Annotated in this window: 19 protein-coding genes; 6 read left to right on the forward strand and 13 right to left on the reverse strand. The window is 72.9% G+C overall.

What is annotated here, in order from left to right:
* Window positions 1-9: 9 nt before the first annotated feature.
* From KBX08_RS08870 to KBX08_RS08880, 3 genes are all read left to right on the forward strand, one after another.
* On the forward strand, window positions 10-1,236 hold the full coding sequence (locus tag KBX08_RS08870) for a hypothetical protein (protein WP_210782272.1): 1,227 nt from the start codon (window positions 10-12) through the stop codon (window positions 1,234-1,236).
* Between the two features lie 149 nt (window positions 1,237-1,385).
* Window positions 1,386-1,958, forward strand: coding sequence for a GNAT family N-acetyltransferase (locus KBX08_RS08875; protein ID WP_210782274.1), 573 nt, complete (start codon window positions 1,386-1,388; stop codon window positions 1,956-1,958).
* A gap of 29 nt (window positions 1,959-1,987) precedes the next feature.
* Window positions 1,988-2,401 carry a type II toxin-antitoxin system Phd/YefM family antitoxin gene (locus KBX08_RS08880; RefSeq protein WP_112590058.1) on the forward strand — a complete coding sequence of 138 codons (414 nt, stop codon included), beginning with the start codon at window positions 1,988-1,990 and terminating at the stop codon, window positions 2,399-2,401.
* A gap of 58 nt (window positions 2,402-2,459) precedes the next feature.
* On the opposite strand, the gene KBX08_RS08885 is transcribed toward KBX08_RS08880, so the two are convergent.
* The 6 genes from KBX08_RS08885 to KBX08_RS08910 form a co-directional block, all read right to left on the reverse strand.
* Window positions 2,460-3,527 (reverse strand): ABC transporter ATP-binding protein, encoded by a 1,068-nt coding sequence (locus tag KBX08_RS08885; RefSeq protein WP_210782276.1) that lies wholly within the window; start codon window positions 3,525-3,527, stop codon window positions 2,460-2,462.
* Window positions 3,524-4,360: a molybdate ABC transporter permease subunit gene (modB, locus tag KBX08_RS08890; protein WP_210782280.1), complete on the reverse strand. Its 837-nt coding sequence runs from the start codon at window positions 4,358-4,360 to the stop codon at window positions 3,524-3,526. Before modB ends, KBX08_RS08885 begins: the two co-directional genes overlap by 4 nt.
* A complete protein-coding gene (gene modA / locus KBX08_RS08895; RefSeq protein WP_210782282.1) occupies window positions 4,357-5,163 on the reverse strand; it encodes a molybdate ABC transporter substrate-binding protein in 807 nt (268 codons plus the stop codon). The genes modB and modA overlap by 4 nt, the downstream gene beginning before the upstream one ends.
* Window positions 5,160-5,582, reverse strand: a complete 423-nt coding sequence (locus tag KBX08_RS08900; RefSeq protein ID WP_210782284.1) for a molybdopterin-binding protein — start codon at window positions 5,580-5,582, stop codon at window positions 5,160-5,162. The genes modA and KBX08_RS08900 overlap by 4 nt, the downstream gene beginning before the upstream one ends.
* Before the next feature lie 156 nt (window positions 5,583-5,738).
* Entirely contained in the window at window positions 5,739-6,230 is a 492-nt protein-coding gene (gene smpB, locus KBX08_RS08905; RefSeq protein ID WP_210782286.1) for an SsrA-binding protein SmpB, read from the reverse strand.
* Between the two features lie 43 nt (window positions 6,231-6,273).
* A complete protein-coding gene (locus tag KBX08_RS08910; protein ID WP_210782288.1) occupies window positions 6,274-8,511 on the reverse strand; it encodes a hypothetical protein in 2,238 nt (745 codons plus the stop codon).
* A 151-nt stretch (window positions 8,512-8,662) separates the two neighbouring features.
* Here KBX08_RS08910 and KBX08_RS08915 point away from each other — a divergent pair, with 151 nt between their 5' ends.
* Window positions 8,663-9,367 carry a response regulator gene (locus KBX08_RS08915; protein WP_307850486.1) on the forward strand — a complete coding sequence of 235 codons (705 nt, stop codon included), beginning with the start codon at window positions 8,663-8,665 and terminating at the stop codon, window positions 9,365-9,367.
* Window positions 9,351-10,784 (forward strand): ATP-binding protein, encoded by a 1,434-nt coding sequence (locus KBX08_RS08920; RefSeq protein WP_210782290.1) that lies wholly within the window; start codon window positions 9,351-9,353, stop codon window positions 10,782-10,784. Before KBX08_RS08915 ends, KBX08_RS08920 begins: the two co-directional genes overlap by 17 nt.
* Window positions 10,785-10,891: 107 nt before the next feature.
* Here the strand turns inward: KBX08_RS08920 and KBX08_RS08925 are convergent, their stop codons facing one another.
* From KBX08_RS08925 to KBX08_RS08950, 6 genes are all read right to left on the reverse strand, one after another.
* Window positions 10,892-11,407: an NUDIX domain-containing protein gene (locus KBX08_RS08925; RefSeq protein WP_210782292.1), complete on the reverse strand. Its 516-nt coding sequence runs from the start codon at window positions 11,405-11,407 to the stop codon at window positions 10,892-10,894.
* A 110-nt stretch (window positions 11,408-11,517) separates the two neighbouring features.
* A complete protein-coding gene (locus tag KBX08_RS08930) occupies window positions 11,518-12,159 on the reverse strand; it encodes an SRPBCC family protein (protein WP_210782294.1) in 642 nt (213 codons plus the stop codon).
* A complete protein-coding gene (locus tag KBX08_RS08935) occupies window positions 12,159-12,524 on the reverse strand; it encodes a helix-turn-helix transcriptional regulator (protein WP_210782296.1) in 366 nt (121 codons plus the stop codon). The genes KBX08_RS08930 and KBX08_RS08935 overlap by 1 nt, the downstream gene beginning before the upstream one ends.
* 28 nt (window positions 12,525-12,552) lie before the next feature.
* Window positions 12,553-14,643, reverse strand: coding sequence for a xanthine dehydrogenase family protein molybdopterin-binding subunit (locus KBX08_RS08940; RefSeq protein ID WP_210782298.1), 2,091 nt, complete (start codon window positions 14,641-14,643; stop codon window positions 12,553-12,555).
* Entirely contained in the window at window positions 14,640-15,623 is a 984-nt protein-coding gene (locus KBX08_RS08945; RefSeq protein WP_210782300.1) for a xanthine dehydrogenase family protein subunit M, read from the reverse strand. The genes KBX08_RS08940 and KBX08_RS08945 overlap by 4 nt, the downstream gene beginning before the upstream one ends.
* On the reverse strand, window positions 15,620-16,117 hold the full coding sequence (locus KBX08_RS08950; RefSeq protein WP_210782386.1) for a 2Fe-2S iron-sulfur cluster-binding protein: 498 nt from the start codon (window positions 16,115-16,117) through the stop codon (window positions 15,620-15,622). Before KBX08_RS08950 ends, KBX08_RS08945 begins: the two co-directional genes overlap by 4 nt.
* Before the next feature lie 126 nt (window positions 16,118-16,243).
* Between KBX08_RS08950 and KBX08_RS08955 the strand changes: the two genes are divergently transcribed.
* A complete protein-coding gene (locus tag KBX08_RS08955) occupies window positions 16,244-16,852 on the forward strand; it encodes a nucleotidyltransferase family protein (RefSeq protein WP_307850487.1) in 609 nt (202 codons plus the stop codon).
* Here the strand turns inward: KBX08_RS08955 and KBX08_RS08960 are convergent.
* Window positions 16,812-17,480, reverse strand: coding sequence for a TMEM175 family protein (locus tag KBX08_RS08960; RefSeq protein WP_210782302.1), 669 nt, complete (start codon window positions 17,478-17,480; stop codon window positions 16,812-16,814). The genes KBX08_RS08955 and KBX08_RS08960 overlap by 41 nt on opposite strands.
* Between the last annotated feature and the right edge of the window lie 9 nt (window positions 17,481-17,489).

A 17,489-nucleotide genomic window follows, 5' to 3' on the forward strand; every position in this document is an offset into this window, starting at 1 on the left:
GCGGGGCAGATGGACCGGTGGCGCAGCGGCGCGGCGACGCTGGCCGCCCGGGCCGTCGCGGCCGGCCGCGGCGGAGCGCGTCTGGCCCGTCGGGTGCCGGCGCCCTGGCCGTACATCATCGGCCTGTTCCTCGGCGCGAAGCTGCTGCTCACCCTGCTCGGGCTCCTGGTCCTGCACGCCTGGGACGGCGTCCCCGGTGCCCCGCCGCCGGATGAGGCGTTGATGTGGGCGCAACAGCGGGAGATCTCCGGGCACCGGTGGATCTCCTTCTGGTTCGCCTGGGACTCGCTGCTCTACCTACGGCTGAGCGAGCTGCCCCTGAGCGGGCCGTGGCGAGACTTCGGCTTCCCCCTGCTGTACCCGTTCCTGGCCCGGCCGGTCGGCGTGCTGCTCGGCGGCGACACCGCACTGGCCCTGTTGCTGATCAGCAACGTCGCGTTCCTGCTGGCGCTCTGGTACGGCTACCGGCTGGCGGAGCTGCTGCTCGGCGACGCGTACGCGGCCCGCCGGTTCACCCGGTACCTGGTGCTGCTGCCGACCGCGTTCCTGTTCCAGGCCGCGTTGACCGAGTCGCTCTTCGTCTGCCTCGCGTTGGCCACCTTCTACTACGCCGAGCGACACCGGTGGCTACTGGTCGGCGTGATCGGCTACTTCCTGGCGATGAGCCGCTCCGTCGGCCTGCTCGTGGCGCTGCCGCTGGCCCTGGTGCTGCTGCGGCAGCACGACTGGCGGCTCGGGCCGCGCGCCCTGCTCGGCTACCTCCGGATCGGCTGGCCGTTGCTGCTGCTCCCCGCCGGGTGGTTCACCTTCATGGTGTACTGCCGGTGGCGGGGCGGGGACTGGTTCGCCTACCAGCACGCCCAGGAGACCGGATGGGGCATCGAGGTGCAGAACCCCGTTCCGGTGCTGCTGAACGGGTTGACCGGGGAGCTGCGCGACGCCGCTCGGGCGTGGTTCGCCGTGGCCGTCCTCGCCGTGCTGGTCGCCGGGTTCCGCCGCCGGGACCTGGCCTACCTGGTGTACGGCGTCCTCATGGTGCTGGTGCCGCTGTCGATGGGCCCGCCGGTGTACAAGAGCCTGCTGCGCTATCTGCTCGCCGCTTTCCCGGTCGCGCTGGTGCTGGCCCGCTGGGCCCGCCACGCCAGCGTCGACGTGTGGCTGACAGCGACGCTCGCCGTGGTGCAGGGCGTGCTGTTCGTCCTCTGGCTCACCTACTGGACCCACATGATCATCTGATCGGCGCCGCCAACCCCTCCTACCTGACCGTGGCCCAGTTCGCCGCGCTGCAGACCCACCTGCCGCAGTGAGCGGAGGGCGGCCGTGCCTCGACGAGGTGCCTGTGCGAGCCTCCTACGGACCTGAGAATCGCACTGAGTGGAGGCCCGGTGTTCGCCCTGCCGCTGACCGAGGACGTCGAGCTGCGCCCGTTGAACCCGTGGCTGGCCGAGGAGTTCCTCACCCACCTCGACCGGGCCCGCGAGCACATCCAACCCTGGGTGTCGCCGTCGTTCGTCGCCACCGACCTGCCGTCGGCCCGTGCGGTGTTGCAGCGGTACGCCGACCTCTGGGCCAGCGACAGCGGTGGCATCTGGGGGCTGTGGTGGCGGGGCACGCTCGTCGGCGGGGTCATGTTCGTGTCGTTCGACGTGACCCGTGGCGTCTGCGAGGTCGGTTGCTGGGTGGAGCCGGCGGCGCAGGGCAGGGGCCTGGTCGCCCCGGCGGTGCGCCGGATCGTCGACTGGGCGGTGCGCGAGCGCGGCATCCAGCGGGTGGAGTGGCGGACCAACGCCGACAACACCCGCAGCAAGGCCCTCGCCGACCGGCTCGGGCTGCGCCTCGACGGCACGCTGCGCCAGGTCAGCCCGGGTCCGCACGGTCGGATCGACCTTGAGGTCTGGTCGGTGCTGGCCGACGAGTGGTCCGCCCGCCACGCACCGTCCACTGACGACAGCGAATAGTTGTCATACCCGCGCGGCACCATGCATCCATGGCCGTCCCCGCGCTCACCCCTCATTCCGACCCGCCGCGTTCCGTGCCGCTGCGTGAGGCGCGCACCCGGTTCAGCCAGCTCGTCGCGCTGGCCGAGCTGACCGACGCGGTCACCGTCGTCACCCGCGACGGCGATCCCCGCCCGGTCGCCGCGATCGTCCCCGCCGCAGCCGCCCGCAGCGGCGCCCAGGCCCGCGCCGACGCCGACCGGCTCGCGACGGTCACCGCCGGCTGGGCCCGTCGCCTCGAGGAGCAGCACCGACGCAGCACACAGCGGCACGCCGCCGAGCTTGGCGCGGTCCGCGCGGCGCTGGCCGAGGCGTGGGCCGAGCTGGACAGCCGGGTCGTCCCGGGCAGCGACCCGACGCTGGCCCGGCTGCGCGCCGCACACGCCGACCTGCTCGCCGGCTGACCCGCGTCCGCGCGGCGTTGGCTGCACCCGCGCGGGTGACGATGTGGCCGGCGTCGGGTCAGCCCGTGGCCGGGTACGCGTGGGTCTCGGTCGCCTTGACCGCCACCCAGACCCGCTGGCCGGGGATCAGCCGTAGCTGTGCGGCGGCGGCCGGCGTGACGTCGGCGGCCACCCCGATCGGTCCGTCCAGTTGCACCCGCACGTTGTCACCGTGGCGCTGGACGCCGGTCACTGTGCCCGCCCAGGTGTTCCGTGGGCTGCCCTCCGGCCGGGCCGGGTGCAGAGCCACCGCGGCCGGACGGAACGCCACGAACGCTTCGCCGTCCAACCGGTCGGCGACAGTGAGGGTCAGCTCCGGCGACACCCGCACCCCGTGCCCGTCGGCGCGACCCCGGTACAGGTTCAGCCCGACCAGCCGGGCGACGTAGTCGGTGCGGGGGCGGGCGGTGACGCTCGGCCCGTCGCCCTCCTGTACCACCCGGCCACCCTCGACGATGACCAGCCGGTCGGCCAACGCCAGCGCGTCCAGCGGGTCGTGGGTGACCAGCACCGTCGCGCCCGCGTGCGCCGACAGGTGCCGGTGCAGCTCCGCGCGGGTGTCCAGCCGGGTGCGGGCGTCCAGCGCGGCGAGCGGCTCGTCCAACAGCAGCAGCGACGGGGCCACGGCCAGCGCGCGGGCCAGCGCCACCCGCTGCGCCTGACCGCCGGAGAGCTGCCGCGGCTTGCGCTGCGCCTGCGCGTCAAGCCCCACCCGGCCCAGCCACTCCCGGGCCGTGGCGCGGGCGGCCCGCCGCTCGACGCCGTGCCGGCGCGGCCCGAAGGCCACGTTGTCCAATGCGCTGAGGTGCGGAAACAGCAGGTAGTCCTGGAAGACGACGCCGATCGACCGGCGTTCGGTGGGCACCCAGCCACCGGTCGCCGGGCGGTCCAGGTCGACGTCGTCGAGGGTGACGTGCCCGTCGGTGAGGGGATGCAGCCCGGCCAGCGCCCGCAGCGCTGTGGTCTTGCCGGCACCGTTCGGGCCGAGCAGCGCCACCACCTCGCCCGGCGCGACCCGCAGCGGCACGTCGAGCCGAAAGACGCCCCGGTCGACGACGAGCCGCGCGTCGAGAAGCCGGTCGCTCATGCGGTGGTCATCCACCGGTCCCGCAACGCCACCAGGATGCCCACCGACACGACGAGCAGCACCAGGCTGAGCACGATCGCGGACTCCAGGTCCGTCTCCAACGCCAGGTAGACGGCGAGCGGCATGGTCTGCGTCCGACCGGGGTAGTTGCCGGCGAAGGTGATGGTGGCACCGAACTCGCCGAGCGCCCGCGCCCAGCAGAGCACCGCCCCGGCGGCCAGACCGGGCGCCACCAGCGGCAGCGTGACGTGGGTGAAGGTGGTCCACCGGCTGGCGCCCAACGTCGCAGCGGCCTCCTCGAAGCGGTGGTCGGCGGCACGTAGCGCACCCTCCACGGCGATCACCAGGAACGGCATGGCGACGAACGCCTCGGCCAGCACGACACCCGTGGTCGTGAAGGGCAGGGTGATGCCGAACGTGCTGTCGAGCCAGCCGCCGAGCAGGCCCCGCCGACCGAAGACCAGCAACAGCGCCACCCCACCGACCACCGGCGGCAGCACGAGCGGCACGGTGACCAGCGCGCGTACCAGCCGACGGCCGGGAAACTCGATCCGGGCCAGGACCCAGGCGAGCGGCACCCCGAGCAGCAGACAGAGCGCGGTGGCCAGGGTGGCGGTCTGCACCGACAGCCGCAGGGCGGTCAACGCGCCCGGCTCGGTGAGCCGCTCGGGCAGGGTCGTCCACGGTGTCCGGATCAGCAGCCCCGCCAACGGCAGGACGAGGAACAGCAACCCCAGCCCGGCGGGGATCACCAACGCCGCCGGCACCCGCCCCCGCCGTCGAGACGTGGCCGGGCGACCGCGGCGTGCGTCGTGGGTGTGGACCTGCCTCACGGAGCCTGGAACCCCGCCTCGGCGAGGACCGCCTGCGCCGGCGCCGAACGGACGTACGCGACGAAGGCCCGTGCGCCGTTCGGATTCGGCGCGTCCTTCAACGCGACGATCGGATAGTCGTTGACCGCCCGCGCCGACTCGGGAAACTCCACGCCGGTCACGTCGGCGCTCGCCTCCCGCGTGTCCGTGCGGTAGACCAGTGCCGCGTCGACCTCGCCGAGCTTGACCTTGGCGAGCGCACCCTTGACGTCCCGTTCCAGGGTGACCGGCGTCAGCGCGACGCCGGCCGCGTCCAGGGCGGTGCGGGCCGCCGCGCCGCAGGGAACCTGACTGGCGCAGAGCGCCACCTTCACACCCGGGCCGGTCAGGTCGGCCAGGCCGGCCACTGCCGTCGGGTTGCCCCGAGGCACCGCGATCACCAGCTGGTTTCGGGCGAAGACGCTCGGCGCGCCGTCGGCGTCGCCGGCCTCGACGACAGTGGTCATGTTCGCCGGGGCGGCCGAGGCGAACACGTCCGCCGGCGCCCCCTGGGTGATCTGGTTGGCCAGGGCGGAACTGCCGGCGACGTTGAGGGTCAGGCGACTGCCCGGGTTGGCGGCCTCGAAGTCCTTCCCGATGCGGGTGAACGACTCGGTCAGCGAGGCCGCCGCGAACACGGTCACCGGGCCGGTCACCCGCCCGTCCCCACCGCTGCCGGTTGCCCGGCCGTCGCCGCCCGCGCCGCAGCCGGCCACCGCCAGGCCCGCCGCCACCAGGACAGCCACCGCCGTACGCCTGCTCCGCGCGACCGTCCCCGCGTTCATCTGGCCGACCGTCCGCGAGCCGGGGCGGGTGCGGCCCGCTCCACCACGACCGTTGTCGACTTGATCACCGCAACGGCCACCGAACCGACCCGCAGGTCTAGCTCGTCGACGGCCTCCCGGCTCATCAGCGACACGACCCGGAACGGGCCCGCCTGGATGTCGACCTGGGCCATCACCGTGTCCTTGCGGACGTCGACCACGATGCCGCGCAACCTGTTGCGGGCCGAGGAGAACTCGGCGCCCGCATCCGGGTCGGTGGCCTGAGCGCGAGCGAACGACGCCAGGTCGACGCCGTCGACGACCCGGTGGCCGTGCTCGTCGCGCCCGGCCGTCAGGCGCCCGGCGTCCACCCAGCGGCGAATGGTGTCGGCGCTGACGCCGAGCAGGTCGGCCGCCTCCCCGATCCGGTACGTCGTCACCCGCTCACCCTAACGGCCGCATTTGCCATGGCGAAAGCCCGGCATGGGCAGCAACCGCGTGAACGAGGGGGTAGCAGGGCCAGCAGTTGCGTCTGACTTCTCGGTCTCACGACGCCTGCGGCTCCCTGGGGCGCGTGCGGACGACCCGTTGCGGCGTCAGGGCCGGCGGGGGTGGCCCTTGAGGTGCCGGCCCAGCTCGCGGGCGATCTCCCGGTTGGCGTCGCGCTCGGCCAGCGTCTGCCGCTTGTCGTAGGAGCGCTTGCCCTTGGCGAGGGCCAACTCGACCTTGGCGTAGCCGTTCTCGAAGTACATCGACAGCGGAACGAGGGTCACCCCGCCCTCGCGGACCTTGTCCAGGATCCGGTCGATCTCGGCGCGGTGCAGCAGCAGCTTGCGGTTGCGACGCGGGGCGTGGTTGGTCCACGTGCCGTAGGTGTACTCGGCGATGTGCAGGCCGTACAGCACGATCTCGCCGTCGCGCTCGTGCGCGAACGCGTCCACCAGCGAGGCCCGCCCCTCGCGCAGTGACTTGACCTCGGTGCCGACCAGCACGATGCCCGCCTCGTACGTGCGCAGCACCGTGTACTCGTGCCGGGCCTTCTTGTTCGAGGCGATCAACCGGCGGGCGGATGGCTTGGACGGGGTCACCAGGCGACGATATCCGGCCGCCGGAGTAGTCGTACCGGCCGGCTCAGTCGCGTGCCGGGCGCGCGCGGCGTAGTCGCGCGGTGAGGTCCCGTACCGCGTCCCCGAACGCCTCCTGCGACTCACACGGCCAGTGCCCGAGGATCGGTGGGGGAACGCTGTCGCTGGGTGCCGGCACCACGTCCTGCGGGTCGGTCAACCGCCGGTCCACAGTCGCCGGCGGACCGGTCAGCGTCTCGGCCTCCCCGGGACGGTGGGAGGCGAAGATCCAGCCGCCGATCGGGTCGGTGTCGCGCCACAGGTTGATCCAGCGCCAGCCGATCCGTTCGCCAATCTCCCGCAGCGCCGGCTCGTCGGCGTAGGCGGGGAACAGGCGGGAGTACAGGCGGCCCAGCGGCGACCCGTAGGTCAGCAGGGCTACCCGCTCGGTGATCCGGGTGGGCAGTTGCAGGACCGTGGCGGCGAGCAGCACCGAGCCGTGGCTGTGTCCGGCAAGCAGCACACCGTGCCCCTGTTCCACCAGGTAGGTGATCCGCTTGGCCAACTCCGGCACGGCCCGCTCGGCGTAGCAGGGCGGCGCGAACGGGTGCGCCGCGCGGGGCCAGAAGGTGCCCAGATCCCAGAGGACCCCCACGTACCGACGGAACTGCGCCGTCCGGTACGCGAAGATGCCGCCCACCACCAGGCCGAGCAGGATCGCGGCGATCACGTAGCTACCCGACCCGATCAGGAAGTTGACCATGTTTTCCGGCACTCCGACGTAGCGCTGCGCCACGTCGCCGGGTAGGAGCTGGAGCAGGCCGAGCACGCTGGTGGCCAGGCCGAGCGCCGCCAGGCCGGCGTACACCACGGAGAGCGGCTCCAACCGTTCGGTGAAGCGGGCCCGCGCCACCGCCTGCTCCACCCGCCGCAGCCGGTCCGCCGCCTGCGGCGGCGCGTCCGGGAAGTCGGCGGCCACGATCGCGCGCGCGGCCCGCCGCCGCCCGCGCCGGGTCAGCCTGGTGACCAGGCCGGCCACCAGCAGCGCGGTCACCACTGCCAGGAAAAACCCGAAGATCGCCCATTTGTACGCCAGGGGAGGGCTGGTCTCCAGGCCGTCCGCGGTCGTCCCCTCGCGGTCGAGCAGGTCCGCCACCCGGTAGACCAGCTCGGCCGAGAACGCCACGGCGAGGCCGGCCGAGATCGTGATGAAGACCGGCGCTCCCAACGCGCGGATGGGTGACCGGCTCTGCCCGCCGCCCCGTCGCCAGATCACCAGCGCGGCGAGCGCGATCACCAGCACCGTCTGGCTGACGAACAGCCAGGCCACGATCGCGCCGTAACCGGGCAGCGCACCGCCTTGCGGCCACGGTGCCGGGCTGATGACGACGTGCACGATCACCAGCATCGTCAGGCCGCAGGCGATGATGCGCAGCCCGCGGAAGACGCCGTCCACCCGGGGCGACGGGTCGGTGCGGTCCATGCTCGGCACCACGGTGACCAGGATCAGACAGGCCAGCAGCGCCGCCCCGGTGGCCGTCAGCAGGGTCACCATCACCCACGAGCGGTGCTGGCTGGCCCGCGCGGCCAGCAGGCTGGCGCTCAGCGTGGTGAACGCCGCCGCGACGTGGACCGAGCGCAGCCGACCCACCAGCGGCTCGCCGTCCCATTGGCCGACGGCGCTCAACTGGTGTTTCGACGTCGGCGTCGACGGCGTCCGGAACGCGTCGAACGAATGGCCCGGGCGGGCGCCCAGCCACCAGACCAGCCCGATGGCGGCGACCGGCACGAGCGCCAGCACCCCCAGGCGCAGCCCGGGCGGGCGCCCACCGAGCCAGGACAGCCAGCTCCGGCCGGCCAGGCACGACGGGCTGTCCATGCAGCGCCACGCGACCAGGTCCAGCGCCACCCCGACGATGGAGAGCACGTAGAGCACGGTGAGGGTGAGGGCGAGCACCCGGCACAGCGCCATGAAGCCGCGCTTCGAGACGGTGTTCGCCGGGCGCATCCAGAGCGCCACGTTGCAGAGCATGAACGGCAGCAGGAAGACCAGCGACAGCGTCCGCACGGCCGTGCCGGACGGCAGGTCACTCCAGCGGTACGCCTCCAACGTCACCCCGTCCGTCCCGGTGGAGTCCGGATAGCCGGGGCGCGGTCGGTAGAAACCGCCGCTGCGGTCCCCGGCGACCTGGTGCACGTACGGCCGGTCCAACACCTGGTCCGCGCCCGCGCCGGAGACACCGTGCACCCGCAGCTCCACGATCCCGCCCGACGTCGTCGGTCCGGTCGGTGTCGCGTCCGCCATGGGCCCCCCGAGGTGTGCGCGGCAACCGGGCGGGTCGTCGATGTCCGGCCACCCGCGCGGCTTCCCGGCTTACCCGTCTGCCGGGCGGTCAACCGTGGGCCGGGCCTCGGCGATGGTGCGGTCGACCCTCGACAGGTGATTTCATGGCGCCATGGCGAACCCGGTGATCCTGACCGTCGACGACGACCCCGTGGTGTCCCGGGCGGTGGCCCGGGACATCCGGCGCCGCTACGGCGACCGCTACCGGGTGTTGCGGGCGTCCTCCGGGCCGGAGGCGCTGGACGCGCTACGCGAGGTCAAACTGCGCGGCGAACAGGTGGCGCTGCTGCTGGCCGACCACCGGATGCCGGAGATGACCGGTGTCGAGTTCCTGGAAGCGGCCATGGACATCTTCCCGGCGGCCCGCCGGGTGCTGCTCACCGCGTACGCGGACACCGACGCCGCGATCGAGGCCATCAACGTGGTCGACCTGGACCACTACCTGCTCAAGCCCTGGCACCCGCCGGAGGAGAAGCTGTACCCGGTGGTCGACGGGCTGCTGGAGGCGTGGGCGCTCACCCCGGACGCTGGTCCGCGACGACCGTGGTTTCATCGTGACCGGTCCGGATCTGCTCGCCGGGGGGCGGCGACCGGCCGGCTGGTCGTTGTCGCGCGACCCGTACCACCTGGAGACCAGCGTGCCGGGCGTGTTCGCTGCCGGGGACGTGCGGGCCGAGTCGGTCAAGCGGGTCGCCTCGGCCGTCGGCGAGGGTGCGATGGCGGTGTCGCTGGTGCACCGCTACCTGGAGGCCCAGTGAGCCGGGTTTGCGAGCCCCGCAGTCGCGAGCGAAGGAGGCCCAGTGACCACCGAGTCTGATCGGCTGACATCTGCGCAGTTGCGCACTCTGTTCCTGTTCGAGGCGCTCGACGACGGGCAGCTCGACTGGCTGGCCGAGCACGGCCGGGTCGAGCAGCGCGCCGGCGGCACCCTCGTGTACGGCGAGGGTGAGCCCGCTACCTGCTTCTTCGTGCTGGTGCGCGGGGCGGTGGCGTTGAGTCGCCTGGTGCGCGGCGACGACGTCGAGGTCAGCCGAACCGACCAGCGCGGGGTGTACGGAGGGGCCACTCAGGCGTACCTGGGTGACCAGGTCGAGCAGAGCTACCGCAACAGCCTGCGGGCGGTGACCGACGCGGAGTTCTTCGTGCTGCCGGCGGAGGACTTCGCGTACGCCCTGCGGTCCTGGTTCCCGATGCCCATGCACCTGTTGGAGGGGCTGTTCTTCGGGATGCGGGACAGTCAGGCCATCGTCGGTGAGCGGGAGCGGTTGCTGGCCCTCGGTTCGCTCTCGGCGGGGTTGACCCACGAGCTGAACAATCCGGCCGCGGCGGCGGTGCGGGCCACGTCGGTTCTGCGGGACCGGGTCGCCGGGATGCGGCACAAGCTCGCCATGATCGCCGACGGGCGGCTCGACGGCAGCGCCCTGCACGGTCTGGTCGCCCTGCAGGAGGAGGCGGTCGCCCGGGTGGCCGGCGCGCCGAAGTTGACCCCGATGGCCACCGCCGACGCCGAGGACACCCTGACCGACTGGCTGCAGGACCATGGCGTCGGCGGGGCCTGGGACCTGGCGCCGATCCTGGTCGGCGGTGGGCTCGACGCGGCCTGGCTGGCGCAGGTCAAGGCCGCGGTCGGCGCCGCGGACCTGGAGGCGGCGGTGCGTTGGCTCACCTACACCGTCGACACCGAGCTGCTGATGCGCGAGATCGGCGACGCGGTCACCCGGATCTCCGGGCTCGTGGGCGCCGCCAAGCAGTACTCGCAGCTGGACCGCGCCCCGCACCGGGTGGTGGATGTGCACGACCTGCTCGACGCCACGCTGGTGATGTTCAAGGGCAAGATCCCCGCCGAGGTCAAGCTGGTCCGGGAGTACGACCGGGACCTCCCACCGGTCCCGGCGTACGCGGCCGAGCTGAACCAGGTGTGGACCAACCTGATCGACAACGCGTTGGGCGCGATGGGGGAGAAGGGTGTGCTGACCGTCCGCACCGGACGGGTCGGCAACCAACTGACGGTGGAGATCACCGACACCGGGCCGGGTATCCCGCCGGAGGTGCGTCCGCGGATCTTCGAGCCGTTCTTCACCACCAAGCCGGTCGGCGCGGGCACCGGTCTGGGGCTGGACATCTCGTACCGGATCGTGGTGCACAAACACCACGGCGACATCCGGGTCGAGACCGAGCCGGGACGAACCACCTTCCGGGTCCTCCTACCGATCACCGAGGGCGCACCGGACTGAAGTTCCGCGCGTCCGCCGCGCCGATCTTGCAGTTTCGGTCGTCGATATGCGTGATAAGCCGCTTGTGTCGGGACAGTAAGTGCAAGATCGCGAGGGTGGGGCGCGGGTCAGACCTGGTGGGTGGGGGTGAGGAAATCGGCCAGTACCTGGGTGTGGGTGGAGAACGCCAGCTCGACCGGGTCGGTGAGCACCAGCCACTCGGTCGCCTCCTCGGTCGGCGCCGAGGGTGGCAGGTCCTCGGCCGCCCGCTCGGGCAGCACTCCGAAGACCATCATCGTGCCGCCCGCTGGCGCCCCGTGCACCGCGAACAGGCGGGCGTCCTCGGCCGCCGCGATCAGGCCGGTCTCCTCCCGCAGCTCCCGTACGAGTGCGTCGGACCACTCCTCGCCGTACTCGATGAAGCCGCCGGGCAGCGCGAGCAGGCCGCGGGCCGGTTCGATGTCCCGGCGGACCACCACCACTCCCAGCCCCTCGGCGGTGCGGACCGGCAGCACCGCGACCGCCACCGGCAGCGGGTTGCGCCAGATGGTCTCGCCGCAGACCGTGCAGACTCGCGGCCATCCGGCGGCCGGCGGGTAGGCGGCGCCGCAGTAGGAGCAGTGCGAGTACGGCGTGCCGGTCATGCCGCAGCACGTTACTCCGATCCGCGCCCAGCCCGTCGCGCCGCCGCCTCGTCCCGCGCCCAGCCCGTCGCGCCGCCGCAAGCCTCCCGCGCCGCCGCCTCGTCCCGCGCTCAGGCGGCCGGGTCGCCGGTGTAGAAGGCGGTGGTGCGTTCGGCGGCGGCCTTCGCCTCGTCGGCGTCGGTGCCGGCGGCGATGCTCGCTTCGCACCACAGCTGGCTGCTCAACTCGATGGCCCGTCGTCCCTCGGCGGAGGCGGTCCACTCGGCGCCCTGTTCCGGGGTGATCCCGCTGCCGTCGCCGGCCAGGTGCGAGGCGAGGCCGAGCAGCCCGAGGTCCCAGCCGACACCGACCGCGCCCGGCCCGAACTGGGCCCACCGGTCCTGGTCGACGTGCGCGATGTGGTCCAGGTCGAGGCGGGCCCGCTCGTCGCCGACCGGGGTGACCCGCACCTCGATCCAGCTCACCTCGCCGCCCATTTCCCAGGTGGCGGTGAAGCGGTGCGGCGGTTCGCAGCTCTCGACGGTGCCGTGGGCGTTGCCCTGGAGTTGGTACGTGCCGCCCAGCCGCAGGTCGCCGGAGATCGGCAGGAACCAGCGCGGGATGCGCTCGGCGCTGGTGCAGGCGTCCCACAGATCCTCGGCCGTCGCCTGGTAGGTCTGGCTGATCGTGGTGACCCGCGCCTCACCGGCTTCCAGGGTGCGGCTGCCGACCTTCCGCTGGACGGCGTTGATCTGCTCGGTGGCGTCGAACATCAGGTGTTCCTCTCATCGGGTGGGTCGGCGGGCCCGCGCAGCCGACGCTCGCGTCGGCCCCGGGCCAGCTCGGTGGCGAGTGCCGCCAGGGGTGGGGCCCAGAATCGGCGGAAGTGCTCCAGCCAGCCGTCGACCTCGCGCAGTGGGCGTGGGTCGACGGCGTAGAGCCGCCGGGTGCCCTCCGGCCGCACGGTGGCGAAGCCGTTGTCGCGCAGCACCTTGAGGTGCTGGGACACGGCGGGCTGGGAGATGCCGAACTCCTCGCGGATGACCGCGCTGACCGCGCCGGCGGTCTGCTCGCCACCGGCGAGCAGTTCCAGGATGCGGCGCCGGACCGGATCGCCCAGCACGTCGAAGGCGTGCACGACGACAGTTGTATCACTGACGGCTTATTTAAGCCAAGTCTGATATTCCGATGAGCTTGTCCAGCCGGATCGGTAGCTCCCGGATCCGTACGCCCGTCGCGTGGTGCACAGCGTTGGCGACCGCCGCGGCGGCGCCGACGATGCCGATCTCGCCGATGCCCTTCACCCCGGCCGGGTTCAACTCGTCGTCGCGCTCGTCCAGCCAGTACGCCTCGATGGACTCCACATCCGCGCAGCCGGTGATGTGATAGGTGGCCAGGTCGTGGTTGACCCAGTCGCCGTACCGCTCGTCGAGCAGCCCCTCCTCGTGCAGCGCCATCGACAGCCCCATCGTCATGCCGCCGATGAGCTGGCTGCGCGCCGTCGTCGGGTTCACCACCCGCCCCGCCGCGAACACCCCGAGCATCCGGTTCAGCCGCACCTCGCCGGTGTCCGCGTCGACCCGCACCTCGACGAACTGCGCCCCGTACGCGTACCGGGGCAGCGCGGGCTGCCCTCCCACCTCCTCGGTGGTGTCCGCCTCGGCGGTGACCTCGCCGGTCGGCGGCCCGCCGTCGCGCAGCTTCTCGCGCAGCGCCTGCGCGGCCCGTATCACCGCCCAGCTCCAGCTGGCGGTCCCCATCGAGCCGCCGGCCAGCGCCGCCGTCGGCAGCGCGCTGTCCCCGATGCGGATCTCCACCCGCTCCGGCGGCACCCCGAGGGCATCGGCGGCCACCTGCCAGATCGCCGTCCGGGCGCCGGTGCCGATGTCGGTGGCGTTGATCTGGACCAGGAAGCTCCCGTCGGGCCGGGCGGTGGCCGTCGCCGTGGACGGTCGGGCCCGGGCCGGGTAGCTCGAACCGGCCACTCCGGTCCCGATCAGCCAGCGCCCGTCGCGTCCGGCCCGGGGCGACGGGTCACGGCCGGCCCAGCCGAACCGCTGGGCGCCCTCGCGCAGGCAGGCCACCAGGTTGCGGCTGGTGAACGGGCGTCCCTGGTCGGGGTCGACAGCGGTGTCGTTGCGGATGCGCAGCTCGACCGGGTCCAGGCCGACGGCGATGGCCAGCTCGTCCACCGCGGACTCCAGGGCGTACGCGCCGGGGCACTCGCCGGGGGCACGCATCCAGAACGGCGTGGGCACGTCGAGGCGGACCAGCCGGTGCGTGGTGCGGCGGTGCGGTGCGGCGTACATGCTGCGGGTGTAGACGGCGGTCTGCTCGGCGAACTCCCGGATGGTGGAGGTCTGGCTGATCGCGTCGTGGCAGATGGCGGTGAGCCGGCCGTCGGTGTCGGCGGCGAGGCGGACCCGCTGGATGGTGGGGGTGCGGTAGCCGACCGGCCCGAACAGTTGCTGGCGGGTCAGCGCCAGTTTGACCGGGCGGTCCATGTGCCGGGCGGCGAGGGCGGCCAGCACCACCGACGCCTTGGCGTACCCCTTGCTGCCGAAGCCGCCGCCGACGTGCTCGGCGACGACCCGGATCGACTCCGGCGGCAGCTCGAACAGCTCGGCGAGGGTGGCGCGCACCGGCGTGGCGCCCTGGGTGGAGTCGTGCACCAGGAGCCGCCCGTCGTGCCACTGCGCCGTGGTGGCGTGCGGTTCCATCGGGTTGTTGTGGTACGCCGGCGTCCGGTAGGTGACGTCCACCCGCACCGGGGCGGCCGCGTACCCGGCGTCGAAGTCGCCCTCGGCGGTGTCCGTCGGATAGCTGGGGTTGACCTGGTCCGGCTTGTAGAGGCCGGGATGGTCGTCGGTGAGCACTGTGCTGTGCGGGCCGGTGTCGTAGTCGATGCGGACCAGTCGGGCGCCCTCGCGGGCCGCCTCCAGGCTGGTTGCCACCACCACGGCGACGTACTGCCCCCGGTAGTGCACAGTCGGCTCCTGCAACAGCCGCAGCTCCGGCTGCGGGCCGGGTGCCATCCGGGGCGCGTTGCCGTGGTGCACCACGGCCAGCACACCGGGCGAGGCCAACGCCTCCGTCGTGTCGATCCGGGTGATCCGGCCCCGCACCACCGCTGACGGCACCGCCCAGCCGTAGGTGACCCCGTCCACCGGGTACTCCACCGCGTACCGGGCCGTGCCGGTGACCTTCGCCGCGCCCTCCAGCCGGGGGTACGCCCGTCCGACGGCCCCGGTGCTCACGACGACGCCAGTTCGGTGAGCGCCCGCACGGTGATGGCCCGGGTCAGTGGCACCTTGAAGCCGTTGTGCCGCAACGGGCGCGCCTCGGCCAGCTCCGCGTCGGCGGCCCGTGCCGCCAGCTCCGGGCTGAACGGACGACCGCGCAGCTCCTCCTCGGCCCGGTACGCCCGCCACGGCCGGTGCGCCACCGCCCCGTACGCCAGCCGCACGTCGCGGACCACGTCCCCGTCGAGGTTCAGCACCGCGGCCACCGAGCCGGCGGCGAAGGCGAACGAGGCCCGGTCGCGCACCTTGAGGTACGTCGAGCGGCGCGCGGCCGGTAGGGGCGGTAGCCGCACGGCGGTGATCAGCGCGCCCCGGGCCAGGGTGGTCTCCCGTTCCGGGTGGGTGCCGGGGGAGCGGTAGAGGTCGGCGATCCGGACGTCACGGGGGCCGTCGGCGTCATGCACCTCCACCACTGTGTCGAGGGCGGCCAGCGCGACGGCCAGGTCGGACGGGTGGGTGGCCACGCACTGCTCGGACCAGTCCAGCACCGCCAGGTCGCGGTTCTGGCCGTGTAGAGCGGCGCAACCGCTGCCCGGCTCTCGTTTGTTGCACGCCTTGCTCGTGTCCTGGAAGTAGACGCAGCGGGTGCGCTGCAACAGGTTGCCGCCGGTGGTGGCCATGTTGCGCAGTTGTCCGGAGGCGGCGGCGAGCAGGGCGCGGGCCAGCACCGGGTAGTCGCGGCGTACCACCGGGTGGGCCGCCAGGTCGCTGTTGCGGACTGTCGCGCCGATCCGCAGCCCACCGTCGGGCAGCTCCTCGACGGTGTCGAGTGGAAGCCGGGTCACGTCCACCAGCACGTCGGGGCGTTGCACCCCGAGCTTCATGAGGTCCACCAGGTTGGTTCCGCCGCCGAGGTAGGCGGCCTGCGGTTCGGCGGCCAGCACCGCGACCGCCTCGGCCACGTCGGCGGGCCGGTGGTAGCGGAACGCCTTCACGAGGACGCCGCCGTCTGGCGCACGGCCGCGACGATGTGCGGGTACGCGGCGCAGCGGCACAGGTTGCCGGCCATCCGCTCGCGGATCTCCGCGTCGGTCAGCTTCGCGGGCGTGTTCAGGTCGCCGGTGACCGCGCTGGGCCAACCTCGGGAGACCTCGTCGAGCATGCCGCGGGCGGAGCAGAGTTGCCCGGGGGTGCAGTAGCCGCACTGGAAAGCGTCGTGCGCGATGAAGGCGGCCTGCAACGGGGACAGCTCGTCCGGGCCGGCCAGCCCTTCGACGGTCACCACCGACCGGCCGTCCACGGTGACCGCGAAGACCAGGCAGCTCTTCACCCGCCGGCCGTCGAGCAGCACCGTGCAGGAGCCGCACTGGCCGTGGTCGCAGCCCTTCTTCGCCCCGGTCAGGTCGAGGTGCTCGCGCAGCGCGTCGAGCAGGGTGGTGCGGTTGTCCAGGGTCACCTCGCGGGACGCGCCGTTGACCTCGACCGTCACCCGGGACGAGTGGCGCTCGTCGATCGTCGTCGCGTTCTCTCCTCCGCCCTGCACCGGCCCAGACTAGCTTTGTCGGTATATCTCAGGGCGAATAACGCAAAGCCCCTCGTGCGGGAGGTGACGACGGTGACCGCCGGACTGCTGCTCGCCGCCGGCGCCGGGCGGCGCTACGGCCGGCCGAAGGCGCTGGTCGAGCTGGACGGCGAGCCGTTTGTGCGGCGCGCGATCCGGCTGCTCGGCGACGGCGGCTGCGCACCCGTGCACGTGGTGCTCGGCGCGGGCGCCGACGAGATGCCCGACCTGCCCGGCGCGGTGCCGGTCCGGCACGATCGCTGGTCCGACGGGCTGGGCTCGTCGCTGCTGCGGGGCCTGGCCTCGCTGCCGGCCGACGTACCGGCCGCCGTCGTGGTCCTCGTCGACCAGCCGCTGCTCAGCCCGATCGCGGTGCGCCGGGTGCGCACGGCGTACGCCGACGGCGCGGTCGTCGCTGTCGCCACCTACGCCGGCCGGGCCGGGCACCCGATCCTGCTGGCTCGACGCACCTGGCCGCTGCTGAGCGGGTACGCCGTCGGCGACCGCGGCGCCCGCGACCTGATGCGCGACCGGCCGGACCTGGTGGTCGAGGTGCCCTGTGACGACGTCGGGTCCCCGGCCGACGTGGACACCCCGGCCGACCTGCTCCGGCTCCGTTCGCTCAGCGGCGGCTCAGCCAGCGGGGGAGCCCTTCGCTGGTGACCGCGTGATAGGTGATCATGACGATGACACCGATCAGTCCCAGCAGCGGGCTGACGAACCAGCCGAGCAGCCCGCTGAGCCCGTACAGGATCAGGCCGGTGACCGGTCGCAGCCGCTGCGTACGCACGTACTCGGGGTCGACCCGACGCTCCAGCAGCGCCGGGTGGCGGTGCAGGTAGCCGAAGAACACCAGCCAGGGGGCCGACATCAGGGCCGCGGCCAGCGCGTACAGGGCGACGGCAGCGCGTTGGTCGTCGGTGTCGCCGTGGGTGAACGCGGACGCCAGCACCGCTGTGGGAAAGGGGATGATCACCGCGCCGAAGAGCACACCGAGGTTGATCCAGCTCAGCGTGAGCGTGGTGCCACGGATCAGCCGCAGCAGCGCGTGGTGGTTGAGCCAGAGCACCCCGATGTAGACGAAGGACACCACGAAGGCCAGATAGGAGGCGCCCTCGCCGAGCAGGCCGGTGAGCAGTTCGCCCTCGTGGTATTCGGGCACCCGCAGCTCGATGACCAGCAGCGTGATGACGATGGCGAAGACGCCGTCGCTGAAGGCCGTCATCCGGTCGGTGGCGGACACTCGCCCCTTGGGATCGGCCTGCTCGACCTCGTCGGGTGCTGCGGACATTGCCGCAGG

Origin of the sequence: Micromonospora sp. H61 (genome assembly GCF_018070325.1) — a bacterium.
GTDB classification, from domain to species: Bacteria; Actinomycetota; Actinomycetes; order Mycobacteriales; family Micromonosporaceae; genus Micromonospora; species Micromonospora salmantinae.